Raw genomic sequence first — 23,884 nt, 5'->3', positions numbered from 1 at the left:
TCCTCGTGGCGACGCGCCCCTATCCGCCGGTGAAGATGTTCACTAACATTGATTCGAGATGGGCCTTGAGTGAACAGCATGAGTGCAAAAGTGAGCGACAGCATCGTCCAGTTTCTGGATGGGTGGGCGTGGTTCCGTGCCTTGCCTGCAGATCTTCAATCGCTGACCCTGGAAACCGCAACAGAGCAGCACGCAGAGCCCGGTGACTACATCGCCCGTGAGGGCATGCCCAGCACTTACTGGTACGGGTTGCTTCAGGGGTATCTGCAGATGTACGTGGTGGGCTCTGACGGTTCGGAGACCACTCTCTATTGCCTGCGGGAAGGCGAATGGGGCGGCGACGGATCCCTGCTCAAAAAGGAAATGCGGCGCTACGACTTGCGCGCGCTCACCACTGCACACATCTGCTGCATTCCGGTGCAGACGTTCGACACACTGCGCCACGCGTCGATTCCGTTCAACCACTACCTGACGGAGATCATGAATGCCCGAATGGGGGCCTTCGTGACCATGCTGGTGGCGTCCAGGTTGCTCAAGCCCGAAGTGCGTGTGGCGCGCGGGTTGCTGATGGTGGCCAAGGACCGGCACGAGGGTTTTCAGGCATTGGCAGTTTCACAGCACGAACTGTCATTGATCTGTGGGCTGTCACGGCAGCGGGTCAACGTGGCGCTGGGGGAGTTCAAACGCCGGGGACTCGTCAGCATCGAGGCCAACAAAGGCATGCTGTTTGTCGACGTACAAAGGTTGCGCGTGTATGTCCTGACCGAGGGTCAGGCGGGGTTCGAGTCCAGCTGAACACTCGACGCCAGTGCGGCTTTGAGCAATGGCAGCCGGTCACCACCCCAGAACAGTTCGCCTTGCCACACGAAGGTAGGGGCACCAAACACACCCAGCTGCTCTGCGCGAGTCAATGCCGTTTCCAGGTCGCTGGCGGCACGGCTCTCTTGGTATGCCGCCCAGTCGTCCGCACGCAATCCCGCTGTCACCAGCGCCGTTGTCAGCTGCTCGGGTGACTCAAGATCAAACTCCCTGCGCCAGAAAGCGGCCAGCAACGGGTCGCAAAACTCCCACAGTCGATGCTGTGTTTTGGCAAACAGCATGGCTTGGCTCGCCAGGGTTGCGTCCCACAGCTTGGTGGTGGCTCGAATGGTGAGGCCTTGTGCCTTGGCCAGGCGCCGACAGTCCATGTAGAGGTACTTCAGCTTCGCCACATCCCTGGGGCTGCGTTCTTCGATCTCCCCGCCATAGGCCGACTGAAAGTCGGTGATGAATGGCCACCAATCGAGCTGAATACCGCTTGATTTTTCCAGATCGCGGGCTGGCTGGATGGCCAGGTAGGAGTAGGGGCTGCGCAGGTCGATGAAGACATCAACGGTGCGGTCGCTTGGCTCGGGCATCTCCGGTTACCCCTTCTGAAACAGGTTGCGCTTGGCCTCATCGGATTTCGAAACGTCCACCCATTGCTCACGCAGAAGGTTGAGGGCACGGTCCAGCGCAGGCCGGGCGCGAATCCGGCTGTACCAGGCCTGGATGTTGGGAAATTCGTCCAGATCGATACCGGTCAACTTGTGGATCCTGATCCAGGGAAAGCAGGCCATGTCGGCAATGGAGTACGCACCGCCCAGGTATTCGTGGTGCTGCAGCCTGTCATCCATGACCTTGAGCAGGCGCCGGGTTTCCTTCTGGTACCGGGCGATGCCGTAGGGCACCTGTTCGGAGGCATACCGGAAGAAGTGTTGAGCCTGTCCCATCATGGGGCCCAGGCCGCCGACTTGCCAGAACAGCCACTGCATCACGTCGCTGCGCTCTCGCATGTCTTCTGGCAAGAACCGCTTTTCTTTCTCCGCGAGATACAACAGGATCGCGCCGGTCTCAAACACCGTGTGGCACGGTCCACCACCCAGCGGGGCGTGATCGACGATGGCCGGAATTTTTCCGTTCGGGTTGATGGCCCGGTAGGTGTCCTCGTGCTGCGCACCGGTCGTGATGTTGATCGGGACGATCCGGTAAGGAATACCCAGCTCTTCAATCAGGATGTGTACCTTGTGGCCATTGGGCGCAGACCAGCTGTAGAGGTCAATCATGGTTGTGATCAGCGTTTGTGCATGATTTCTTGGCGGCGACGGTCCTGTGCATGGCGATTGCCTTCGTCGCTCATGCCTGCGGGCAACTGGGCATCCAGCGCCACAGTTCGTTCCTGAATCTGACGCATGACCCCGTCCTTCAATGCCTTCTTGGACATTGCGTAGGCGGTGTTGCAATCGGGTGTGATGCAGCGTGCGTAGCCGATGGCGGTGTCGATGAGCTGATCCTCTGTCACGACCTGGTGGAAGAAGCCCAATTTTTCGGCCTCATCGAAGTCGTAGAGCTTGCCGCGCAGCGTGGTCAATGCGCCGACCTGATCCCCCAGGGCGTACTTGATGATCTCCACGTAGGCAGCCGGCATCGGGATGCCAATGGGCACTTCGTTGAGGCCGAACTTGGCTGTCTTTCGGGCCGCCACCCGGAAGTCGCAGTCCAGCGCCGTGATGAGTCCACCGGCGATGGCATGGCCGTTCACCGCTGCGACGGTGGGGCGGGGGTAGGTGAAGATGCGCAGGTTGGTCTCGCGGTAGGTCCGGTACCAATCTCGAATCTTGTCCGGGTCGCCGCTGCCGAAGATTTCGAAGCTGTACTGGAAGTCGATCCCCGCGGAGAACGCATTGCCTTGACCCGTCAGCACCACCGGCAGTTCACTGAACTCCTTCTCCAGTCGATCAAAAGCACCGTGCAGATCGCTGAAGAACTGGTCGTTCTGAACGTTCACCTTGTTGGTGTTCATGTGCACCACGGCGCACTCTTGAATGACTTCGATGTCCCATGCCATGTCGTTTCTCCTTGAAAGCTGCTCGTCTTGATTGACTTCACTGCAGTCTAGGGATGGCAAAAGAAGCATGTTGTCATTGCGACGACAACTCCACTCTTGATCAGTTGGTCGCTTCAGACATCCGCACATAGACGCCCTGGGGGAATTCTCTACTTCCGGGTGGTTCATGTTTTAAAGGGGACTTCAAACATGACGCACCAAGCTATGAACCTTTCGCGTTTGAGCGCCCGGGTGCTTACCACCTTGCCGGTCTCATCCACGGTATGCCTCTGAATATGATTCTTGGCCAAATCAACGACGACACGTGCAATCTTGCTCAAGGGACTGCTCCGTTCAAAGGTGCAGATTCACTTCCAAGCAACGTCAATCTTGGCACTCGATGCCGTTACCCGAAAGTGGGACGTCCCTTGGTATTCACGTTGGTGCCGGCGCGGGTGGGGCGTCCATCCAATTGCTTACTGTCGGCGTGGAAACGGTGCGCTGCAATCGCCGGTCTTTTGCCTCCAGGAAATCCAGCCGCGACTGGATCAGGTTGTCGGCGTGCGCTTCCGGGCCGATCCACCGGGTGCGCACAGCGATCACGCGCGCCACCTTGAAAACAGTCTTGGGTGGCACATCGGGATAACCCTGTGACAGCAGTTTTCAAGTTTGTCTACATTTCTTGTATGCAAGATTTGCGTGCAAGCAAACTCGCTGCCAACAATTATTGCTACTACCGGAGACTTCCATGCCCAAGTTTTTCCGCTCCCTGTTTGGCCAGGTTGTACTGGCCCTTGTCATCGGCGTGATCGTCGGCTTCCTGTGGCCGGAGTCTGCCGTCAAGCTCAAGCCCTTGGGCGACGGCTTCATCAAGCTAATCAAGATGCTGATTCCCCTGATCGTCTTTTGCGTGGTCGTTCACGGCATCGCAGGCGCCGGCGATCTCAAGCGGGTTGGCCGCGTCGGGGTCAAGGCGCTGATCTACTTTGAGGTGGTCACCACTATCGCGCTGGTGATTGGACTGGTACTGGCTTTCGTGTTCCAGCCCGGTGTTGGCATGAATGTGGATCCCAAACTGCTGGACGCCAAGGCCATGAGCGCCTACGCCGAAAACGCCGGCAAGCTCACCGGCGGCGGCACGGTGGAGTTTTTGATGAAGCTGATCCCCAACACTGCGGTAAGTGCTTTCGTCAATGGCGACGTGCTGCAAGTGCTGCTGTTCTCGGTGCTGTTCGGCTGCGCGCTGGCCATGCTGGGCAACAAGGGCCAGAAGGTGGTCGGTCTGATTGACGAGCTGGCGCACGTGCTCTTCAAGACCATGGGCATCATCATCAAGCTGGCACCGCTGGGCGTGTTGGGCGCCATAGCCTTCACCGTCGGCAAGTACGGTATCGGGTCACTCAAGCAACTGGGCATGCTGGTCGTGCTGTTCTATGCCGCGGTGATCATCTTTGTCTCCGTGGTGCTGGGCAGCATCATGCGGTTTTCCGGTTTCAGTCTCTTCAAACTGTTGAAGTACCTGCGTGAAGAACTCATGGTGGTGTTCGCAACCACCTCGTCGGACAGCGTGCTGCCGCAAGTCATGGCCAAGCTCAAGCGCATGGGTATTCGCGACTCCACTGTCGGCTTGGTCATTCCCACCGGCTACTCCTTCAACCTCGATGCGTTTTCGATCTACATCACGCTGGCGGCCGTCTTCATTGCCCAGGCTACCAACACACCCATTTCGATGACCGACCTGCTGACCATCCTGGCCATCTCGCTGGTCACCTCCAAAGGCGCGCATGGCGTGCCGGGTTCGGCCATCGTGGTTCTGGCCGCTACGCTGCAGGCGATTCCCGCGATCCCGGCCATCGGTCTGGTGCTGGTGCTGTCGGTGGATTGGTTCATGGGCATCGCCCGCGCCGTGGGCAACCTGATCGGCAACTGTGTTGCAACGGTGGCAGTTGCAGCCTGGGAAGGCGACATTGACCGCGAGCGAGCCCATGCGGTGCTCGATGACCGCTTTGTGCCCCCGATTGACGACGACATGGATATCGACGTGAGCCCCGTGCCTGCCAAGGCCTGACGTATCCCGGCCGAAAGTCCATCATGACCATCCCAAGTCCTTGCCACCGCCGGCTCATCTCAGGCACGGTGGTGGGCCTCGGCTTGCTGTATACAAAGACCCTGTTGGCGCAGCCTGTGCCCTCTAGAGCGGGCGACGCGCTGGATCAGATCATGACCCAGCGCCTGCTTCGAGTGGTGGAGCCCAAGGAGTTTCCGCCTTGTGCTTTCATCAAGAACGGCAACACCGAGGGATACGACATCACCATTGCGCACATGCCCGCCATCGGCATGAAGGTCAAGCTTGAACTGGTTCCGGTGCAGAGCGCGGACCGTCTCCTGCAGTAGGCTGGTGAGTCACAGGCGCAGACTATCAGCGCCATGGTCTGGTTCAAGACGACGCTGCCTTCGAGCTTCTTTAAACGTGCCGGGTCCTGAGCGGGCAGGTGGCTACACTCGTCAGCGTACATGAGCTCCAACCAAGTCCAGATCGCCCAACAGGTCGTCGAGTCCATCCTCGCGCAAAAACTCGCTCCCGGAGAGCGCTTGGGCGAGCAGGAATTGGCTGAACTGTTCGGTGTCAGCCGCACTCTGGTCCGCGAAGCGCTGATGCAGTTGCAGGCACGGGGCTTTGTGGAGGTGCGTACCCGCAAAGGCTGGTATGTCGTGGAGCCTTCCATCGAGGAGGCGCGCGATGCCTTTTCGGCCCGGCGCATCATCGAGACCGGCATCCTGCGCGAGGCCGGACGGCCGCTGCAGTCTGTGCTGCGCCGGTTGCGCCAGCATATCGCCCAGGAAGAACAGGCCATCGAAGAGGCCGATGCCGCAACCCGGGCCTTCCTGCTGGCCGATTTCCATGTCTGCTTGGCCGAATGCCTGGGCCACCGACTTCTGTGCGATGTCCTGCGTGACCTGACCGCGCGCACCACCTTGGCCGCGTCGTTGTACCAATCCAAACATGATGCTGGACAGTCCTGCGCCGAACATGCGGGCATCGTGGCCGCACTCGAGAAAGGCCAGCTAGAACTGGCTCGCCAGCGCATGCTTGAGCACATCGGCAGCGTCGAAGCCGCACTGGGCTCGTCAGCACCCGACGCCACACCCGCCAACGAACGGCTGCGCGCGGCGCTTTCTCGGTTGACGCGGCCGCCTCTGCGCAAAGTCCTCTAGGTAAGGTCTGCACAAGCCGGCGCTGATCGCGCGATATGAGACCGTGAAGGCATGAAGTAAATGAGCCTGAGCGAGAGCGGATTCGAGCGCAAGTCCAAGAGAACGCGCAAGCACGAGTTCCTGGACGAGATGAGCCTGGTGTTGCCTTGGGCCGAGCCGGGTTAGCTAATCGCACTGCGTGTCCCGGCGCCCGGCGCCAGGGGTGGGCGCCCGCGGTTTGCTGTCGAGACCATGCAGCGTATTCACTTTATCGATGTATGGCCCCGACGCCTTTTGCAAGTTTTTTTGACGATCAACGGTCTGCACACGTGTATTCGGCTTGCGTGCTCAGCCGACAAGTGTGCAGATGGCATGGACGTCTCCACCTGCACCGCCGTGATGGCGTAGGCCCATAGCCCGATACAGGGTGGGGCCTCGCGGTAACGGCGTCAAGGTGCCTAAGTGGAAGTTCGTCGCAACCACTGAGAACCGGAGGCCCCACCATGCAATCTACCGCAACGCTGCCAGTCATCGGAATGGATATTGCCAAGAACGTGTTCCAGCTCCACGTCGTGGATGCCGAGACCGGTGAAGTCACGCGGCACAAACTCAGGCGTGACCGGGTGACTACCTTCTTTGCCAATCGTCAGAGCTCGCTCGTCGCGTTGGAAGCCTGTGGCGGCGCGCACCACTGGGCCAGAACGATGCAGGCGTTGGGGCATGAAGTGAAGCTGCTGCCCGCCAAGCATGTCCGTCCCTTTGTCCTGCGCGACAAGACCGATGCACGTGATGCACAGGCCATCTGGGTAGCGGCCCAGCAACCTCACATCAAGGCCGTGCCAGTCAAGAACGAGCAGCAGCAAGCCTGTCTGACCCTACACCGCTTGCGCGCTCAGCTCATGAAGGTGCGGATCATGCAAACCAACGCATTGCGTGGCTTGCTCTACGAGTTCGGCATCGTGCTGCCGGAAGGACATCGTGTGTTGCTCAAGCGCATTCAGGATGAACTGGCCAAGGCGCAGGAGCGAGCTCGACTGCCTGAGGTGGTGGTCGCCAGCGTTCAGGATCAACTTCGTCGCATCGACAGCCTGCAGGTCGATATCGACCAACTGGACAAACGGCTGGCCTCGATGGTCAAGCAGAACCAGCACATGCAGGCACTGCAAGCCATACCGGGTATCGGCCCGTTGACGGCGACAGCCTTGGTGTCTACCGCGACAGACCTGTCCAGCTTTGAGTCAGGCAGGCAGTTTGCCGCCTGGTTGGGACTGACGCCCCGACAGACTGGCACCGGCGGGAAGACTCGGCAGTTAGGGATCTCCAAACGCGGCGACCCTTATGTGATGACCATGTTGATGCACGGCGCCCGCGCAGTCATTGCCAGGAGCCAGCGCAGCGGCTGGATCGAGAGGCTGTTACTGCGCCGCCCATACAGCGTGGTGGTCGCGGCGCTGGCCAACAAGCTGGCCCGAACAGCCTGGGCAGTCCTGGTCAAAGGCAAAGCCTTTGACCAGGTCAGATGGAATCCAGTTGACCTCGCCGCAGCCTGAGACCACCACGATGAACTGAACATACCAAACGCCAAGAAACCGTTTTGAAGGAGAGCACGCAGGAAGCGATGTGATGGGTCAACAGGTCGAACCGGGGTGGGGGCAATCCGATAAGGAAGCAGGGCATCCAGCCCGATGTGCAGACAGGAGCCTCACCCGCGAATGCCATCAGGGCCAGCATGACGAACACCCTGCACCGACAGGCCGAACTAAGACTGCAAACCCTTCAGACCTTCACGCCGCCGAATCTTGCTCTTCTGGAGACACCCATATAAGACCTTCCTTAGAGCGTGGAGTCCATCTGGAAGCGGCCGCGGTAGGCCCCCGGACTCATCCCGATGCGTTGACGGAAGAGTCTGGAAAAGGAACTGGTGTCGCTGTATCCGACCTGGCTCGCCACTTCTTCGACGCTGTGCGAACTGGTCTCGAGCAACGCGCGCGCAGCTTCTAGTCGAAGATCTTGGAGATAGGCCAGCGGCGTTTGATCCAGCACGCTGCGGAAGCGCCGGATGAGGGTTCTGTCGCTGACCGCGAGCGTATCGGCGAGCTCGGTGATCCTCAGATCCTTGGTCATGTTGCCCTGGAGCCAGCGCTGGGCTCGATGCACCAGCGCGTCGGAGTGGTTCTTTTGGGCGAGCAATGGAAGATAGGGAATCTGGCTGGTTTGACTCACGTCAATCAGCATGGCCTTCGCGCACTGCGACGCAATGACCGGCCCCGAGAAGCGCTCAATGACACGAATGGTCTGAATCAGATACGACGCTGACGCGCCCGCGCACATCAGGCGGTCAATCTCGGTGATCACAGGACGCAGTTGCAGGTCGACACGTGGAAACTTCTCCCTGAACTGCCGTTCAAGCCACCATGTGGTCGTTGCAACGCGCTCATCGAGTAAGCCTGTCTGGGCCAGGATGAAGGTACCCGTGCAGTTTGCGGCGACCCACGATCCTGCGCGCCATTGCGCCGTCAGCCAAGCACAGGCATCGGTCTGCCGGTCGAGGAACTGGTCGAACTGTCGGTGCCCACCATAGTGAAAGCTGGGAACAAACACCAAGTCATACCGTTCTCGCGGCCCCAACTTGTGGGTTTGCAGAGGCAGGCCATTGCTGGCAATCGCCGCTTCGCCCGACGGCGACACGAAACGCCACTCGAATAGAGCCGACGCCGGCGCTTGTTCGAGCCTTAGATGCGAATTCGCGATCTGAAGGATGTCGGCAAATCCTGCCACGCTGGAGGCGTAGCAGCCGTCGAAGGTGAGGATGGCGGCACGTGGCATTGGTCGTAAACGGCATAGAACATGTCAATTATGACAATTTACACCAAGGCGTGGAAATCCGCCTAATGAGCCCTGCTGGTCACTAGACCAGTGACTACAAAAAAAGGAGCACGGAGATGAGCGACATACCCCTTGAGTCATTGTGCAGCGACGTTCCCAGCTGCGATCAAGCCTTGCAGCCCCAGATGAAGGCGAACTCTCGCCAGGTCGTCGACGGAGAACCCTATCCCGCTTGTGACTGCTGCGACCGAATCGCCATAGTGGGAAGTTGCCACGGATTCGCTGTCGTCCCCGCCAGCCAAGCGCTGGATTTTTATCGTGGGTATGCGTTGGTGGCCGTTCCCGCCATCGCGATGGCAGTCGTGGCCAGCATCGCATATTTCGTTTTTGGACTTTCGTTCTGAGTGCCTCCACTGTTTGCATCTTGATGTGTGATGGCGAATTTGGCATAAACAAAGTCAATTTCGCCAATGTACGAACAGGGCTGCGTGTCGGCTAATAGAGGGGTGGCATCCCGACCGAGCAACAAATACAAGGAGTTCCCCATGAGTCTTTCACCGCGTGCAGCTGCCTCGCGCGAGACATATTTCAGTGATGTTTTTGCCGCCTGTGTCCAACATGCGGGGGTGCGGCATGTCTGAGGTCACGCCGCTGCCGGGAGCATTGCTGCGTCCTGCGAAACTCGAGGACCGCTACCAGCTGGACCGTGGTCCTGCCTACATCAGCGGTTCGCAGGCGCTGGTCAGGCTGCTGCTCAACCAGAGTGCGCGAGACCGCGCGGCAGGGTTGAATACCGCCGGATTCGTCAGTGGCTACCGCGGGTCGCCGCTGTCGGGTCTGGACCAGGTGCTCTGGGGCATCCAGAAGCTCCTCAAGGAAAAGCAGATCGAGTTCATCCCGGGCCTCAACGAAGACTTGGCAGCGACCGCCTGCTGGGGAACCCAGCAGTTGATGCAGCACCCGGAGGAGGCCACAGTCGATGGTGTGTTCGCCATGTGGTACGGCAAGGGGCCTGGCGTCGACAGAAGCGCGGACGCCCTCAAGCATGCCAATGCGGCTGGAACTTCACCGCATGGCGGCGCGCTCGTGCTGGCCGCCGACGACCACACGGCCAAGTCATCCTCGTTCGCGCACCAGAGCGAACAGTTGCTGGTTGCGTCGTTCATCCCCATTCTGTACCCGAGCACCGTGCAGGAATACCTCGACTACGGGATTCATGGCTGGGCAATGAGCCGCGCGTCGGGCCTGTGGGTGGGGCTCAAGTGCGTGGGGGATATCGTCGAGACCACATCGATCGCGGACGTTGATCCGTTCCGGGTCGAATGCCGGCCGCCCGAGGATTTCAAGGCGACGGAAGACGTCCACATCCGCTGGCCCGACGTGTGGGCGACGCAGGAGCCGCGGATCGTGCGCACCAAGCTGCCCCTGGCGCTGTCCTACTGCCGTGCCAACGGGTTGAACCGCATCGTGGCCAAGAGCGAAGGTTCCCGCATCGGCATCATTGCGGGCGGCAAGCCCTACAACGACGTGCGCGAAGCACTCAGGCTGCTCGGCATCGGCGAGCAGGATCTGGCCGCGAGGGGCATTGCCCTTTTGAAGCTCGGCATGGTCTGGCCCCTGGAGCCGCAGATCATCCGCGAGTTTGCGCAGGGCCTCGACGAGATCTTCGTGGTCGAAGAGAAGAGGGCGCTGATCGAGCAGCAGGTCAAGGACATCCTCTACCCGCTTGCCGCCAGCGGCGAGAAAGCGCCCCAGGTCGTGGGCAAGTCCAGTGGCGGCCTCCAATGCGCGGAATTCGAGATTCCGCATGGACAGCGCCTCTTGCGCGGAGATGCCGAACTCGGGCCCGTGGACATCGCGGCGGCGTTGCAGGCGCGGCTGCATGCCGCAGGCATGGACGCATGCCAGGCGCTCCCCTCCACGCCAGAAAAGGGAAAGCTCCTGGCACCCCTCATGCGCACGCCGTACTTCTGTTCCGGCTGCCCGCACAACAGCTCTACCAAGGTGCCGGTGGGGTCGCGCGCCACGGCCGGGATCGGCTGCCACTACATGGCCAACTGGATGGATCGCCGTACCGAGAGCTACACGCACATGGGTGGCGAGGGTGCTCCGTGGGTGGGGCAAAGCCGCTTCTCCAAGCGGCCGCACATGTTCGCCAACATGGGCGATGGCACGTTCTTCCATTCGGGCTCGCTCTCCATCCGTCAGGCCGTGGCGGCCAAGACGCCGATGACGTTCAAGGTCCTGTTCAACGATGCTACGGCGCTGACGGGCGGGCAGCCGCACGACGGACCGCTCACCGCACCGATGCTGACGCAACTGCTGCATGCCGAAGGCGTGGCACGCGTCGTGGTCGTCAGTGACGACATCGAGAAATACAAGGGGCACGAAACAGCGTTTGCGCCTGGCACGACCTTCCATCACCGGCGCGACCTGGACGCCGTCCAGCGCGAACTGCGCGAATTGCCCTTCGTGACCGCCTTGGTCTACGACCAGACCTGCGCCGCCGAAAGGCGCCGCAGGCGCAAGCGCAACAAATACTCGGATCCTCCGGTCCGCTACGTCATCAATCCGGAAGTGTGCGAAGGCTGCGGCGACTGCACCGTCAAGAGCAACTGCGTCTCCATCGAGCCGCTCGAGACGCCGCTGGGCCGCAAGCGCCAGATCAACCAGTCCTCCTGCAACAAGGACTACTCCTGCGCCGACGGCTTTTGCCCCAGCTTCGTGGCTGTGGAGGGCGGGGCCTTGCGCAAGAAGCCGGTCGGCTCCGGTGCCGGCTCCGAAGGCGATCCGGCAGCCTGGCCCGAGCCGGCCCATCCCCAACTGCCCGTGCTGGACACCAGCTACGCCGTGCTGGTCAACGGCATCGGCGGCACGGGCGTGCTGACGATTGGCAACATCCTGGGCATGGCGGCGCACCTGCAGGGCCTGCATTGCTCCGTGATGGACATGGCCGGCCTGGCCCAGAAGGGCGGCGCGGTGTGGAGCCATGTGCGAATCGCGGCAACGGCCGACGACGTCCATGCGCCACGCATACCGGACGCCGCTGCCGATGCGCTCATCGGGGGCGATCTGGTGGTGAGCGCGCATCCGGATTCCATCAGCCGGCTGAAGTCCAACTGCCGCGCCATGGTGAACACCAATGTATCGCCTACCTCCGACTTCCAGCGCAACCGCGACTTCAGCATGCCGAACGATGCGCTGTGGACCACCATCGAGCAGGCGTGCGCAGAGAAAAGCCTGGCCAAGATCCCGGCCCATGACATCGCGGTGCGCTACTGCGGAGATAGCGTCTATGCCAACATGATCTTGCTGGGTGCGGCCTGGCAGGCTGGGCAGGTGCCGCTGTCGCACGATGCGCTGCGCCGCGCGATCGAGCTGAACGGGCAGGCGGTGGATGCCAACTTGCGCGCGTTCAAGATCGGCCGGCAGTACGTGGCGTCGCCAGAGCGGCTGGTGGCGAAGCCCGCTGCGGTGGTGCAGTGGATTCCCAGGGCCGGCAAGGAAGACGTGCCGCAACTGGTGCAAGAACGCCTCGACCGGCTGGTGGCCTATCAGGGCAGCAGCTATGCGCAACAGTACGAAGACTTTCTGCGGACGGTACGCTCGTCCGGTGCCGCTAAGCCCGGCGGCTACGAACAGGCTGTCGCCAGGAATCTCTTCAAGCTGATGGCCTACAAGGACGAGTACGAGGTGGCGCGCCTGCATTCGTCTGCGGAACTGCGCAAGCTGATCGAAAGCCAGTTCGATGGCGAATACAAAGTGGGGTTCTCCCTGGCGCCGCCACTCTTCGCCCGGCGCGGCTCGGACGGCTTGCCGCGCAAGCGGCTGTACGGCGGCTGGATGGCGTCGGCGTTCACAGTCCTTGCGAAGCTGAAGTTCCTGCGGGGCACGCTGTTCGATCCGTTCGGATACACGCATGAGCGCAGGACGGAGCGCGCGTTGATCGAGGAATACATGCAGGGTATCCAGGCGACGCTGCCTTTCATCGCAGCCCAGCCGAAGCAGTGTCTGGAGCTGGCACGCATTCCTGAGCAGATCCGTGGGTTCGGGCACGTGAAATTGAAAGCCATCGAGGAGGCGCGTGAACGCCAGCGTGCCTTGCTGGGCGAGATTACCGGCAAGGACATTCCGCCGATGACCCACGGACACCGTTTGCAAGGAGCCTCGTCGTGAGTACGGAAAGTACCGAATCCATCCAGTGCAGTGTGCAGGACGGGGTATGGCATCTCTGCATAGCCCGGCCTGAAAAACGCAACGCGCTCACCATGCCCATGTTCGCGGCGATCGCCGAGGCCCTGAACGCCGCCGACGAAAGAGACGACGTGCGCTGCATTCTGGTGACGGGTGCGGGCGATGTGTTCTGCGCCGGGCATGACTTGAAGGCTTTCGACGAATGGCCTCAGCAGCCGCAGGATGCCGTGCCGACCTTCCTGCACGCCATCGCCGACGTGAGGAAACCTGTCGTGATCGCGGTGCATGGCTCCGCCACCGGGATCGGCGTGACTTGGCTGCTGCATGCCGACTGGGTGGTGACGAGTGCCGACGCGGCCTTGCGGCTTCCCTTCATCGACCTGGGCATTTGTCCTGAGGCGGCCAGCACGCTGCTGTTGCAGCGGGCCGTTGGCCTGCCGCGGGCCAAGCGCCTGCTCCTTGGCGGCGAGAAGTTCACGGGCGCCGAGGCATGCGAGTGGGGACTTGTCGCAGAGGTCTCGCCCGCGGCGGAGATTCATGCACGAGGCTGGGAGCGTGCAAAGCTTCTCGCTTCGAAGGATCCCACGATTCTTCGTCGCATCAAGGACTGGCTGCATCCCAGCAGCGAGTATCACCAACGCATTGACGAAGAGGTGATCGAAATCAACGCGGCCGTCGGCCGCCGTCGAAAGACAATGGAGAGCACGCAATGAAACGCGCACACATCGTTTACGCGCACCCCGAACCGAACTCGTTCGTCGCAGCCATGCGCGACATGACCAAGGAGGCCTTGGAGAAAGATGGCTGGCAGACGAGCGTGACCGATCTGCAGGCTATCAACTTCAATGCTGTGGCCGGTGCAGATGATTTTGGTGACAGGTCACGCGAGGACTATCTGGTCTATCCACTGGAGCAGCGTCATGCCTGGCAAAACCAGACCATCGACCCGCAGATTGCCACCGAGGTCGAGGCCGTGCGCAATGCTGATCTGCTCGTGCTGGTATTCCCCATCTTCTGGTACTCGGTACCGGCTCAACTCAAGGGTTGGATCGACCGGGTGTTCCTGTCCGGTGTCTTTTACGGTGGAACGCGGGTTTACGACCAAGGCGGCATGCGCGGCAAACGCGCGATGGTCGTAGCGTCTCTGGGTGGGCGGGACTACATGTTTGGCCCCGACTCGATCCATGGTGAACTGAAGGACATGCTCAAGCACCTCCTGCAAGGCACGTTGGGGTATGTAGGCTATTCCGTCCATGAGCCGTTCTTTGCGTACCACGTCCCCTACGTGGACAACACGGAGCGTACCGGCATGCTCATGAAGCTTTTCCACGCCGTGGAGAACATCGACAGCCGGCCGGTACTGCCCATGCCCAGCCTGGATGATTTCGACGACCAGTTCCGGCCCAAGGCGGCGCAGACTTCATCAACCTGACTCAAGAGCAGTGAGATGACCGAAATCATCGATGTATGGATGCAGCTTCCGAACAAGGCGTACTTGCTGGACCCTATGTTCGATTCTTTGCGTCGATGGCCGACGGCTTGGCGGACGTTGGCGCAGGACAACCCGGACATCTCGCACGACGAGGCGCTCAAGACATTCCGCGAGCAAGGTGTCTCGCGGACGATCGCGAGCGCGTGGTGGGGGCCCGCGGGGCCGATGATCACGAACGACGAAGTGGCCGCCGCGGTCAAGGCGCACGGCGGATATGTGGTCGGCGTTGCGTCCGTCGACATCAACAGGCCAATGGACGCGGTGAGGGAACTGCGCCGATGTGTGAAGGAGTTCGGCTTCAAGGGCCTGCGGGTCCTGCCCTGGCTGTGGGGGCTCCCTCCCGACGACCGCAGGTACTACCCCCTCTATGCCGAATGCGTCGAGCTCGACATCACGTTCTGCCTGCAGGTGGGCCATGCCGGCCCGATGCGGCCTTCGGAGCCTGGGCGGCCAATCCCCTACCTGGACAACGTCGCGCACGAGTTTCCAGAACTGCGCATCGTCGGCGGGCACATCGGCTTCCCCTGGGTGAACGAGATGATCTCGCTCATGATGAAACACCCGAATGTCTACGTCGACACCTCGGCCTACAAGGCTTCCCGTTTTCCCCCGGAGCTGGTGGCCTACATGCGCGGTCCCGGAAAGCACAAGGTGGTGTTCGGCACCAACTACCCCATGCTGACCCCCGCCGAATGCCTGAAGGATATCCAGGCGCTGGAGCTCGGAGATGATGTGCTCCAACGGTTCCTCGCGGGTAATGCGCGTCACGCGTTCAAGCTGGAAAAGTGAATCTACCGACCGCTATTTCGATTTTTCAACAAAAGGAGACGCCACATGGCATGGGATATCGAAGTCATTGATGAATGCGCCGTCGTGCGCATGAACACCAACAAGGTCAACGTCCAGAACGACCAGTTCTTCGCTGACCTGCACGCAGCATTCGATCGCCTCGAACACGAGTTCAGCGAGCTGCCCGTCGTCCTGACGGGACAGGGCGATGCGTTCTCGGCGGGTATCGATTTCCAGTACAGCTTCGAGATCTTCGGAAGCGGCAGCCTCGACAAGATCCGCGACTGGTACAAGGCCTACCGCGAAACCAATCTGCGCATCTTCCGGTACCCCCGGCCCACGGTGGCGGCCATCAACGGCCATGCCATTGCGGGTGGCCTGATCACTGCCCTGGATTGTGATTTCCGCGTCGCGGCCCGCAAGAGCGCGAAGTTCGGGCTCAACGAAGTCCCCATCGGCATTCCCATGCCTGCCGCCTACGTGGAGATCATCAAGTACGCCTTGGGCGACAAGGTGGGTGCGCTGACCACCTTGCGGGGCGAACTGTATGGTCTGGAAGAGGCCGAGCGACTGGGGTTCTTTCATGAAGTGGTGGAGCCGGACCAGCTGTTGTCCACGGCCATTCGCTATGCGCGCTGCATCACTCCCGACTGCAACGTCGCCTATTCGATGTCCAAGAAGGCGCTTCAGGATGCGACGAACAAGCAGATCGACGAGCGCACCGTTGCTCTCGATGCCTTGCTGCCGAATGGCATGAGCGACCCCGGCAACCGGCAGGCCCAGGATCGCCGTCGGCTCGAGATCATGCACAAGCGCAAATAGAGCGACGCGCAATGCGCGTCGTACCTTCAACGCGCATCTCATCTGGCAGACCGTTTTACCTCCGCCCCTTCACTGAGGGAGGAGGTCACTTTGCCATGGTTTTCAGAACAGATCTCTGTGTCAAGACCATTGACAGCGTTTCAACTTGCGATGGAGTGGACCGTATGCATCACATAGACATTCAAAAGCTTGTAGACGAAGCCAGATTCAACGGCTTCCACTTTGTTGTTCTCTTCTTGTGTGGCGTGATCATCGTCGCCGACGGCTACGACCTGGCCGTTGCGGGAATCGCGCTCCCGGCCATCATGAAAGACATGAACGTTGACCCGACAACGGCCGGGTTCATGACGAGTTCGGCGCTGTTCGGCATGATGTTTGGCGCAATGGGCCTGGGCATGCTTGCCGACAAGATTGGCCGTCGCTGGGCGCTTTCGATCTCGGTATTTCTTTTCAGCGCCTTCACTGCGGCTGCCGCCCTGGCGAGCGATCCCGTCACTTTCAGCGTCTTGCGCTTCATTGCGGGGCTCGGCATTGGTGGCGCATTGCCTTGCACGACTGCGCATATGACCGAGTACGCACCCAAGAAGCTGCGAGGGGTGCTGGCGACTGCGATGCTGTGCGGCTATGCGGTGGGGAGTGTGCTTGCCACGCTGATTGGCAAGCAGTTCCTGGAGATCTACGGGTGGCAGTCGGTGTTCTTCGCGGCAGGTGCACCGGTCATTCTGATTCCATTCATTCTGAAGTACATGCCTGAGTCGATGTCCTTCTTGATGAAGCGCAATGACAATGCAAGCCTTCGACAGATCGTGGCCCGCATCGCGCCGGGCCACTTTCTTCCTGCCGATGCGCGTTTTCAGATGCCAGTGGATGGCAAAGCTGATGGCGCGCCCGTTGGCAAGTTGTTTCAGAACGGGCGCGGCTTCAGTACGGTCATGTTCTCGGCAGCCTTCTTCACTGCGTTGTTCATGATGTATGCGCTGAGTACGTGGCTCGTCAAACTGATGGCCATGGCAGGCCACAGCGTTGGCTCCGCGCTGAACTTCCTGCTGATCTACAACGGCGGTGCCATCGTTGGGGCTGTGCTCGGTGGCTGGCTTGGCGACAAGCTGAACATCAAGTGGGTCCTGTGCACCTTCTTCGCCGCATCCGTGGTTTCGTTGACGCTGCTGGGTTATGGCGTGCAGCCGTTGGCCCTGGTTATCGCTGTTGTCGGCGCTTCCACGCTGGGCACCGGGATTCTGGTCTATGCCTACGCCGCTCAGTTCTATCCGGCTGCTGTCCGCTCCACTGGAGTGGGATTTGCTTCGGGCGTGGGGCGTGCTGGCGGGATTGCGGCACCGATCGGTATCGGCATGCTGATGTCCATGCAATTGCCCCTGGAGCAGAACTTCATCGCGATTGCCTTGGCGGGAGCCGTCGGCGTCGTCGCGGTGGCTTTGATCGACCACCACCGCGCCGCGTCTGTCCACGGGGCGGATGCGAAGGGGGGCGTTGCAGCCTCTGCACGTGCTTCATGAACCGTTGGTGAGCTATTGATATCGAGCGGGTGAAACGTGGTTCACCAGAGCATTGCCGTTCTCTTGAGAAAGGCGGCCAGGCGCTGTCACACGAAGGCATCCATTCGTTGAGGCGAGTGACGTTGGCGCTACGCACAGCTTCCAGGCGCGCGGGGCTTGGGTGAATGAACTATTGGAGACTGAATCGATGACCAAGTTAGAGACGAGCTATTCGCGTGGAGCGACGGACAAGCCACTGATCGAGCAGACGATCGGCGCCTTCTTCGACGAGATAGTCGGAAGGTTCCCCGACAAGGAAGCGGTGGTCTCGTGTCACCAAGGCATCCGGTACACCTATCTCGAGTTGCAGCGCGAAGTCAACCGGATGGCGAGCGCTTTGCTTCGAATGGGACTGGAGCCCGGTGACAGGATCGGGATCTGGTCGCACAACAACGTCGAATGGCTCGTCTCCCAGTTCGCAACAGCCAAAGCCGGGGTCATCCTCGTCAACATCAATCCGGCGTATCGGGTGGCTGAGCTGGAGTACGCGCTGAACAAGGTCGAATGCAAGGCGTTGATCATGATGCCAACCTTCAAGACGACCGACTATCTGGAGATGATCCGGTGCATCGCACATGAAGTGAGCCATGCGGTTCCTGGACGCCTTGAGTCCGCCAGACTGCCGTCGCTAAAAACCGTCGTCCAGATTGGAAGCGATACGGTTCCCGGTTTCATGCGCTTCTGGGATCTGCTTGCGATGGGCGACCCGGCCGATCAGGCCGTCCACTCCCTCGGGGCGCGATTGCGGAACACCGATGCCATCAACATTCAGTTCACGAGCGGTACCACGGGTTCTCCCAAGGGCGCGACCCTGACCCATCGCAACGTGCTGAATAACGGGTTCTTCATTGGCGAAGCCATGCGGCTGTCCCCAGACGACCGTCTTTGCATCCCGGTGCCGCTGTACCACTGCTTCGGAATGGTGGTCGGCAACCTTGCCGCTCTGACGCATGGCGCGACCATCGTGTACCCGAACGAAGCGTTCGAGCCCGTGTCGGTGCTGCGGGCGGTGCAAGACGAGCGGTGCACGGCGCTTCATGGTGTGCCAACCATGTTCATTGCCGAACTCGACCACCCGCGCTTCAAGGAGTTTGACCTCTCGACGCTACGCACAGGGGTGATGGCCGGCTCGCCATGTCCCATTGAAGTGATGAAGCGTGTCGTGAGCGAGATGCACATGGGCGAGGTGACGATCGCTTACGGCATGACCGAAACCAGTCCGGCAAGCTGCCAAAGCACCACGGACACCCCCTTGGAGAAACGTGTTTCCACCATCGGGAACGTGCTGCCTCACCTGGAGTTGAAAGTCATATCTCCGGAGTCCGGGGAGATTCTTCCTGTGGGGGCCGTGGGCGAGCTTTGCACTCGCGGTTATTCCGTGATGCGCGGATATTGGGAGGACGCAGCGAAGACCGCCGAGGCCATCGATGCAGAAGGCTGGATGCACTCAGGGGATCTCGCCACGATTGATGAGGACGGCTACGTCAACATCGCGGGCCGCATCAAGGATCTGGTGATTCGAGGCGGCGAGAACGTCTACCCGCGGGAGGTCGAAGAGTTTCTCTATCGCCATTCCGCCATCCAGGACGTGCAGGTGATTGGCGTGCCGGACCAGAAATACGGCGAGGAACTGTGCGCATGGGTTGTCCTTCGCGACGGTGCCACTCTCAGTGAAGATGAGTTGCGGGCGTTTTGCAAAGGGCAGATTGCCCACTACAAGATCCCTCGATACATCCGATTCGTTGAGAGCTTTCCGATGACGGTCACCGGAAAGATCCAGAAGTTCGTGATGCGGGAGATGATGAAAGAAGAACTACGTCTCAATGACGCGGCGTCTGCGTGAGTCGCGCCTGAGATATCTCTCGACCTGAGCGCCTGGGAGGGGTGCAAGGCGCTCTTGCTCTTTCTGGACTCCAGAAGCGGATGCTGGCGCGCATCCTTGCGATTCCGGATTGACGGAATACGCATAGAAACAGTCAATTTAGCCACTATCCGACAGAGGCTGAAGTTTCTAAAGTACTTGCCATCGGGTGCCATTCCGTCTTCATGCATCGACGCAATCCGACCATTTCTTCAGCTTCTCACAGGCCCTTCATGAATGCTCGCGAAATCTTTGTTGTCGCCACCGCTCGTACAGCCATCGGCACCTTTGGCGGTGCGCTGAAGGATGTGCCAAACACTCAGTTGGCAACCACTGCGGTCAAGGCCGCGTTGGAACGCAGCGGCGTTGCGCCCGACGCCATCGGGCATGTCGTCATCGGGAATGTGATCCCCACCGATCCGAAGGATGCGTACCTCAGCCGCATCGCCGCCATCGATGCGGGAATACCGGTAGAGACCCCGGCATTCAACGTCAATCGCCTGTGCGGCTCTGGGCTTCAGGCCATTGTCTCGGCGGCGCAGGCCATTGCGCAGGGCGACTGCGAGATCGCCATCGGAGGGGGCTCGGAGTCGATGAGCCGCGGACCATACATCGACACTTCGGCGCGCTATGGGGCCCGCATGGGTGATGCGACGCTGGTTGACTACATGCTCGGCATCCTGCATGACCCCTGGGACAAGATCCACATGGGCATTACCGCGGAGAACGTGGCGGAGCGCTTCAAGATCTCGCGCAAGCAGCAGGATGAACTGGCGGTTCTCAGCCAGCAACGCGCGGCCGCGGCCATCGCGACTGGCCGCTTTAAGGAACAGATCGTTCCGGTGGAGGTGAAGACCCGCAAGGGCGTGGTGCTGTTCGATACCGACGAGCACGTGCGGGGTGACACGACGCTCGAATCCCTTTCCGCGATGAAGCCCGCCTTCAAGAAGAATGGTCTGGTCACTGCTGGCAATGCGTCGGGTATCAACGATGGCGCGGGTGCCGTGGTGCTGGCGGAGGGCGGACGTGTGAACGCGCTGGGCCTCAAGCCGCTGGCCCGCTTGGTGGGCTATGCGCACGCGGGTGTGGAGCCTGCCTATATGGGTATCGGCCCCATCCCGGCTACGCGCAAAGTGCTGGCGCGCACGGGCCTGAAAGTCCAGGACCTGGATGTGATCGAGTCGAACGAGGCGTTCGCGGCACAGGCCTGCGCGGTGATTCAGGAGCTTGGCTTTGATCCGGACAAGGTGAATCCGAACGGCTCCGGCATCTCTCTGGGTCACCCCGTCGGCGCGACGGGCGCAATCATCACGACGAAGGCGATCGCTGAATTGCACCGCACTGGTGGACGTTATGCGCTGGTGACGCTGTGCATCGGTGGAGGGCAGGGCATCGCCGCCATCTTCGAACGTGTTTGACCTTGTGTCACTTCTCGCATGCGGCGTCGTGCCGCAGCGGGAACTCTCTGAAATCCAGGCATCGAGTTCGATGTCGAATCATGTAAAGGAACCCTTGTGCCTAATCCAATCCCCACCGTCAAGCTGCTGATCGGCGGCCAGTTCGTCGAATCCAAGACCACCGAGTGGCGCGACGTGGTCAACCCGGCCACCCAAGAGGTATTGGCCCGCGTGCCGTTTGCCACCGCTGAAGAAATCGACGCCGCCGTGGCCTCGGCCAAGGAAGCGTTCAAGACCTGGAAGAAGACGCCCATCGGCACGCGCGCCCGCATCTTCCTCAAGTACCAGCAGCTCATCCGCGAAAACATGGCCGAGCTGGCCGCCATCCTCACGGCAGAACAAGGCAAGACCCTGCCGGATGCCGAAGGCGACGTGTTCCGTGGCCTGGAAGTGGTGGAACACGCCGCCAGCATCGGCAATCTGCAGCTGGGTGAGCTGGCCAACAACGTGGCCGGCGGCGTCGATACCTACACCCTGCTGCAGCCGCTGGGTGTGTGCGCAGGCATCACCCCCTTCAACTTCCCGGCCATGATCCCGCTGTGGATGTTCCCCATGGCGATTGCCACGGGCAACACCTTCGTGCTCAAGCCCTCCGAGCAGGACCCCATGGTGACCATGCGCCTGGTCGAACTGGCGCTCGAAGCCGGCATTCCACCCGGTGTGCTCAACGTGATCCACGGCGGCGAAATGGCCGTCAACGCGATCTGCGACCACAAGGACATCAAGGCAGTCTCCTTCGTGGGTTCCACCAAGGTGGGCACCCATGTGTACAACCGTGCCACCCTGGCCGGCAAGCGTGCGCAATGCATGATGGGTGCCAAGAACCACGCCATCATCCTGCCCGACGCGAACAAGGAACAGTCGCTCAACGCCATTGCCGGTGCCGCATTTGGCGCGGCCGGCCAGCGCTGCATGGCCCTGCCCGTGGTGGTGCTGGTGGGCGAGGCGCAAAAGTGGATTCCCGAGCTGGTGGCCAAGGCCAAGACGCTCAAGGTGAACGGCGGTACCGAAAAGGGCACGGACGTGGGCCCGCTGGTGTCTTGCGCGGCGCTCTCGCGTGTGGAAGGCCTGATCGAACGCGGCATTGCGGATGGCGCCACGCTGGAGCTGGACGGCCGCAAGCCTGTGGTGCCCGGCTATGAAAAGGGCAACTTCGTGGGCCCGACGATTTTCTCGAACGTGAAGCCCGGCATGGCCATCTACGACCAGGAAATCTTTGGCCCGGTACTGGCTCTGGTGCCCGCCGCTGACATCGACGAAGCTATCGAATTCATCAACAGCAACCCCAACGGTAACGGCACGGCCCTGTTCACGCAGTCGGGCGCCGCGGCGCGCAAGTTCCAGGAAGAGATCGATGTGGGCCAGGTCGGCATCAACGTGCCGATCCCTGTGCCTGTCCCGCTGTTCTCGTTCACCGGTTCGCGCGCCTCCAAGCTCGGAGACCTCGGGCCCTACGGTAAGCAAGTCGTGCTGTTCTACACCCAGACCAAGACGGTGACGGAGCGATGGTTCGACGACAGCACCACGAGCCACGGCGTCAACACCACCATCAGCCTGAAGTAATGCGTGGCCGCCAGCACCTTGTCAGTGAGGGTTGGCAGCTATCTGAGAAGAGGCAAACGCGAGGAGACCGTCGTACATGGACTTTGAACTGACCGAGGAGCAAAGCGCCTTCGCCGACACGGCGCGCGCATTTGCTCAAGCCGAGTTGGAACCTTATGCAGCAGAGTGGGATAGCAAGCACCAATTTCCCCGCGAGGCGATCGCCAAAGCCGGCGGACTGGGTTTCTGTGGCCTTTATGCGCCCGAGAGCATCGGTGGCCTTCAACTGCCCAGGCTCGACGCCACGATGGTCTTCGAGGAAATGGCTGCGGTTGATCCCAGCACCACGGCCTTCATCACCATCCACAACATGGCCACCTGGATGCTGGGCACTTGGGGTGCTGACGGGGTGCGTGCCGAGTGGGGCGAAGCCCTGACCAGTGGACAAAAGCTCGCCAGCTACTGCCTGACCGAGCCCGGCGCGGGCTCTGACGCCGCCTCGCTCAAAACCCGGGCCGAACTGTCCGGCAACGAATACGTGATCAATGGCACCAAGGCCTTCATCAGCGGCGCGGGCAGCACCGACGTGCTGGTGCTCATGGCCCGCACGGGTGATGCCAACTCAGGCGCGAGCGGAATCAGCGCCTTTGCAGTGCCGGCCGATGCGGAGGGCGTCAGCTATGGCAAGAAGGAAGAGAAGATGGGCTGGAACAGCCAGCCCACGCGCACCATCAGCTTCGATAACGTGCGCATCCCGGCCGACCACCTGCTGGGCCGCGAGGGCGATGGCTTCAAGATCGCCATGAAGGGCCTGGACGGCGGGCGCATCAACATCGCCACCTGCTCGGTGGGCGCGGCCCAGGGCGGGCTCGCGCAGGCGCAGCAGTACATGCAGGACCGCAAGCAGTTCGGCAAGCCCATCGCGAGCTTTCAGGCACTGCAGTTCAAGCTAGCCGACATGGTGACCGAACTCGTCGCCGCGCGGCAGATGGTGCGCCTGGCCGCGAGCAAGCTCGACGCGGGCGACCCGAACGCCAGCATCTACTGCGCCATGGCCAAGCGCTTCGCCACAGACGCGGGCTTCACCGTGGTGAACGAGGCGCTGCAGCTGCACGGCGGCTACGGCTACATCCGCGAATACCCGCTGGAGCGCCTGATGCGCGACGCGCGCGTGCACCAGATCCTTGAAGGCACGAACGAGATCATGCGAGTGATCATCGGCAGGCGCATGCTCGAAGGCGACGCGCCGGACGTGATTCGCTAGATCTTGAATTCCCCGCATTGACCCCATTCCAGCATTCCCAG

The 23,884-nt window shown here is 61.0% G+C and carries 21 protein-coding genes and 1 pseudogene; 17 read left to right on the top strand and 5 right to left on the bottom strand.

Annotated features, from left to right (window positions below; translation table 11 throughout):
* Positions 1 to 78 precede the first annotated feature (78 nt).
* Positions 79 to 795, top strand: coding sequence for a Crp/Fnr family transcriptional regulator (locus IM738_RS10880; RefSeq protein WP_236965881.1), 717 nt, complete (start codon positions 79 to 81; stop codon positions 793 to 795).
* Here IM738_RS10880 and IM738_RS10875 read toward each other — a convergent pair.
* The 4 genes from IM738_RS10875 to IM738_RS10860 form a co-directional block, all read right to left on the bottom strand.
* Positions 771 to 1,397, bottom strand: a complete 627-nt coding sequence (locus IM738_RS10875) for a 2-hydroxychromene-2-carboxylate isomerase (protein ID WP_236965880.1) — start codon at positions 1,395 to 1,397, stop codon at positions 771 to 773. The two genes, IM738_RS10880 and IM738_RS10875, sit on opposite strands and share 25 nt — an antisense overlap.
* 6 nt (positions 1,398 to 1,403) lie before the next feature.
* Positions 1,404 to 2,084: a glutathione S-transferase family protein gene (locus IM738_RS10870; RefSeq protein ID WP_226493230.1), complete on the bottom strand. Its 681-nt coding sequence runs from the start codon at positions 2,082 to 2,084 to the stop codon at positions 1,404 to 1,406.
* Between the two features lie 8 nt (positions 2,085 to 2,092).
* Entirely contained in the window at positions 2,093 to 2,866 is a 774-nt protein-coding gene (locus IM738_RS10865; RefSeq protein ID WP_236965878.1) for an enoyl-CoA hydratase/isomerase family protein, read from the bottom strand.
* A 414-nt stretch (positions 2,867 to 3,280) separates the two neighbouring features.
* Positions 3,281 to 3,448 (bottom strand): hypothetical protein, encoded by a 168-nt coding sequence (locus IM738_RS10860; RefSeq protein WP_236965877.1) that lies wholly within the window; start codon positions 3,446 to 3,448, stop codon positions 3,281 to 3,283.
* A 145-nt stretch (positions 3,449 to 3,593) separates the two neighbouring features.
* On the opposite strand from IM738_RS10860, the gene IM738_RS10855 reads away from it, so the two are divergent.
* The 5 genes and pseudogenes from IM738_RS10855 (at position 3,594) to IM738_RS10835 (ending at position 7,590) form a co-directional block, all read left to right on the top strand.
* Entirely contained in the window at positions 3,594 to 4,913 is a 1,320-nt protein-coding gene (locus IM738_RS10855) for a C4-dicarboxylate transporter DctA (protein ID WP_236965875.1), read from the top strand.
* A 23-nt stretch (positions 4,914 to 4,936) separates the two neighbouring features.
* The gene (locus IM738_RS10850; protein ID WP_236965873.1) at positions 4,937 to 5,239 is read left to right on the top strand and encodes a hypothetical protein; all 303 of its coding nucleotides are present in this window, start codon (positions 4,937 to 4,939) and stop codon (positions 5,237 to 5,239) included.
* 120 nt (positions 5,240 to 5,359) lie between these two features.
* Entirely contained in the window at positions 5,360 to 6,061 is a 702-nt protein-coding gene (locus IM738_RS10845) for a GntR family transcriptional regulator (protein ID WP_236965872.1), read from the top strand.
* A 60-nt stretch (positions 6,062 to 6,121) separates the two neighbouring features.
* Positions 6,122 to 6,322, top strand: a pseudogene (locus IM738_RS10840) (IS5/IS1182 family transposase); the annotation flags it as partial.
* A gap of 221 nt (positions 6,323 to 6,543) precedes the next feature.
* Positions 6,544 to 7,590, top strand: coding sequence for an IS110 family transposase (locus IM738_RS10835; protein WP_236965870.1), 1,047 nt, complete (start codon positions 6,544 to 6,546; stop codon positions 7,588 to 7,590).
* A gap of 283 nt (positions 7,591 to 7,873) precedes the next feature.
* Here the strand turns inward: IM738_RS10835 and IM738_RS10830 are convergent, their stop codons facing one another.
* The gene (locus IM738_RS10830; RefSeq protein WP_236965869.1) at positions 7,874 to 8,866 is read right to left on the bottom strand and encodes a GlxA family transcriptional regulator; all 993 of its coding nucleotides are present in this window, start codon (positions 8,864 to 8,866) and stop codon (positions 7,874 to 7,876) included.
* Positions 8,867 to 8,982: 116 nt separating this feature from the next.
* Between IM738_RS10830 and IM738_RS10825 the strand changes: the two genes are divergently transcribed.
* From IM738_RS10825 to IM738_RS10775, 11 genes are all read left to right on the top strand, one after another.
* The gene (locus tag IM738_RS10825) at positions 8,983 to 9,270 is read left to right on the top strand and encodes a hypothetical protein (RefSeq protein ID WP_236965867.1); all 288 of its coding nucleotides are present in this window, start codon (positions 8,983 to 8,985) and stop codon (positions 9,268 to 9,270) included.
* 229 nt (positions 9,271 to 9,499) lie between these two features.
* The gene (locus tag IM738_RS10820) at positions 9,500 to 13,042 is read left to right on the top strand and encodes an indolepyruvate ferredoxin oxidoreductase family protein (RefSeq protein WP_236965866.1); all 3,543 of its coding nucleotides are present in this window, start codon (positions 9,500 to 9,502) and stop codon (positions 13,040 to 13,042) included.
* Entirely contained in the window at positions 13,039 to 13,773 is a 735-nt protein-coding gene (locus IM738_RS10815) for an enoyl-CoA hydratase-related protein (RefSeq protein WP_236965864.1), read from the top strand. Before IM738_RS10820 ends, IM738_RS10815 begins: the two co-directional genes overlap by 4 nt.
* The gene (locus tag IM738_RS10810; protein ID WP_236965863.1) at positions 13,770 to 14,492 is read left to right on the top strand and encodes an NAD(P)H-dependent oxidoreductase; all 723 of its coding nucleotides are present in this window, start codon (positions 13,770 to 13,772) and stop codon (positions 14,490 to 14,492) included. Before IM738_RS10815 ends, IM738_RS10810 begins: the two co-directional genes overlap by 4 nt.
* 15 nt (positions 14,493 to 14,507) lie before the next feature.
* Complete coding sequence (locus IM738_RS10805; RefSeq protein WP_236965861.1) at positions 14,508 to 15,341, top strand: amidohydrolase family protein; 834 nt, start codon at positions 14,508 to 14,510, stop codon at positions 15,339 to 15,341.
* A gap of 45 nt (positions 15,342 to 15,386) precedes the next feature.
* Positions 15,387 to 16,163 (top strand): enoyl-CoA hydratase/isomerase family protein, encoded by a 777-nt coding sequence (locus tag IM738_RS10800; RefSeq protein WP_236965860.1) that lies wholly within the window; start codon positions 15,387 to 15,389, stop codon positions 16,161 to 16,163.
* 164 nt (positions 16,164 to 16,327) lie between these two features.
* Positions 16,328 to 17,680 carry an MFS transporter gene (locus IM738_RS10795; protein ID WP_236965858.1) on the top strand — a complete coding sequence of 451 codons (1,353 nt, stop codon included), beginning with the start codon at positions 16,328 to 16,330 and terminating at the stop codon, positions 17,678 to 17,680.
* 187 nt (positions 17,681 to 17,867) lie between these two features.
* On the top strand, positions 17,868 to 19,562 hold the full coding sequence (locus IM738_RS10790) for an AMP-binding protein (RefSeq protein ID WP_236965857.1): 1,695 nt from the start codon (positions 17,868 to 17,870) through the stop codon (positions 19,560 to 19,562).
* Between the two features lie 251 nt (positions 19,563 to 19,813).
* Positions 19,814 to 20,998 (top strand): acetyl-CoA C-acyltransferase family protein, encoded by a 1,185-nt coding sequence (locus tag IM738_RS10785; protein ID WP_236965855.1) that lies wholly within the window; start codon positions 19,814 to 19,816, stop codon positions 20,996 to 20,998.
* A gap of 96 nt (positions 20,999 to 21,094) precedes the next feature.
* On the top strand, positions 21,095 to 22,600 hold the full coding sequence (locus IM738_RS10780; RefSeq protein ID WP_236965853.1) for a CoA-acylating methylmalonate-semialdehyde dehydrogenase: 1,506 nt from the start codon (positions 21,095 to 21,097) through the stop codon (positions 22,598 to 22,600).
* Between the two features lie 76 nt (positions 22,601 to 22,676).
* Positions 22,677 to 23,843 carry an acyl-CoA dehydrogenase family protein gene (locus IM738_RS10775; RefSeq protein ID WP_236965852.1) on the top strand — a complete coding sequence of 389 codons (1,167 nt, stop codon included), beginning with the start codon at positions 22,677 to 22,679 and terminating at the stop codon, positions 23,841 to 23,843.
* The last annotated feature ends 41 nt before the right edge of the window (positions 23,844 to 23,884 follow it).

It is taken from the genome of Hydrogenophaga sp. SL48, from assembly GCF_021729865.1.
GTDB lineage: Bacteria > Pseudomonadota > Gammaproteobacteria > Burkholderiales > Burkholderiaceae_C > Hydrogenophaga.
This window is presented reverse-complemented; position numbering and strand designations above follow the sequence as displayed.

Excerpts from the sequence above, each read along its gene's own strand:
- IM738_RS10880 (WP_236965881.1), top strand. The coding sequence starts at position 79 with ATGAGTGCAAAAGTGAGCGACAGCATCGTCCAGTTTCTGGATGGGTGG.
- IM738_RS10875 (WP_236965880.1), bottom strand. The coding sequence starts at position 1,397 with ATGCCCGAGCCAAGCGACCGCACCGTTGATGTCTTCATCGACCTGCGC.
- IM738_RS10870 (WP_226493230.1), bottom strand. The coding sequence starts at position 2,084 with ATGATTGACCTCTACAGCTGGTCTGCGCCCAATGGCCACAAGGTACAC.
- IM738_RS10865 (WP_236965878.1), bottom strand. The coding sequence starts at position 2,866 with ATGGCATGGGACATCGAAGTCATTCAAGAGTGCGCCGTGGTGCACATG.
- IM738_RS10855 (WP_236965875.1), top strand. The coding sequence starts at position 3,594 with ATGCCCAAGTTTTTCCGCTCCCTGTTTGGCCAGGTTGTACTGGCCCTT.
- IM738_RS10850 (WP_236965873.1), top strand. The coding sequence starts at position 4,937 with ATGACCATCCCAAGTCCTTGCCACCGCCGGCTCATCTCAGGCACGGTG.
- IM738_RS10845 (WP_236965872.1), top strand. The coding sequence starts at position 5,360 with ATGAGCTCCAACCAAGTCCAGATCGCCCAACAGGTCGTCGAGTCCATC.
- IM738_RS10835 (WP_236965870.1), top strand. The coding sequence starts at position 6,544 with ATGCAATCTACCGCAACGCTGCCAGTCATCGGAATGGATATTGCCAAG.
- IM738_RS10830 (WP_236965869.1), bottom strand. The coding sequence starts at position 8,866 with ATGCCACGTGCCGCCATCCTCACCTTCGACGGCTGCTACGCCTCCAGC.
- IM738_RS10825 (WP_236965867.1), top strand. The coding sequence starts at position 8,983 with ATGAGCGACATACCCCTTGAGTCATTGTGCAGCGACGTTCCCAGCTGC.
- IM738_RS10820 (WP_236965866.1), top strand. The coding sequence starts at position 9,500 with ATGTCTGAGGTCACGCCGCTGCCGGGAGCATTGCTGCGTCCTGCGAAA.
- IM738_RS10810 (WP_236965863.1), top strand. The coding sequence starts at position 13,770 with ATGAAACGCGCACACATCGTTTACGCGCACCCCGAACCGAACTCGTTC.
- IM738_RS10805 (WP_236965861.1), top strand. The coding sequence starts at position 14,508 with ATGACCGAAATCATCGATGTATGGATGCAGCTTCCGAACAAGGCGTAC.
- IM738_RS10800 (WP_236965860.1), top strand. The coding sequence starts at position 15,387 with ATGGCATGGGATATCGAAGTCATTGATGAATGCGCCGTCGTGCGCATG.
- IM738_RS10795 (WP_236965858.1), top strand. The coding sequence starts at position 16,328 with ATGCATCACATAGACATTCAAAAGCTTGTAGACGAAGCCAGATTCAAC.
- IM738_RS10790 (WP_236965857.1), top strand. The coding sequence starts at position 17,868 with ATGACCAAGTTAGAGACGAGCTATTCGCGTGGAGCGACGGACAAGCCA.
- IM738_RS10785 (WP_236965855.1), top strand. The coding sequence starts at position 19,814 with ATGAATGCTCGCGAAATCTTTGTTGTCGCCACCGCTCGTACAGCCATC.
- IM738_RS10775 (WP_236965852.1), top strand. The coding sequence starts at position 22,677 with ATGGACTTTGAACTGACCGAGGAGCAAAGCGCCTTCGCCGACACGGCG.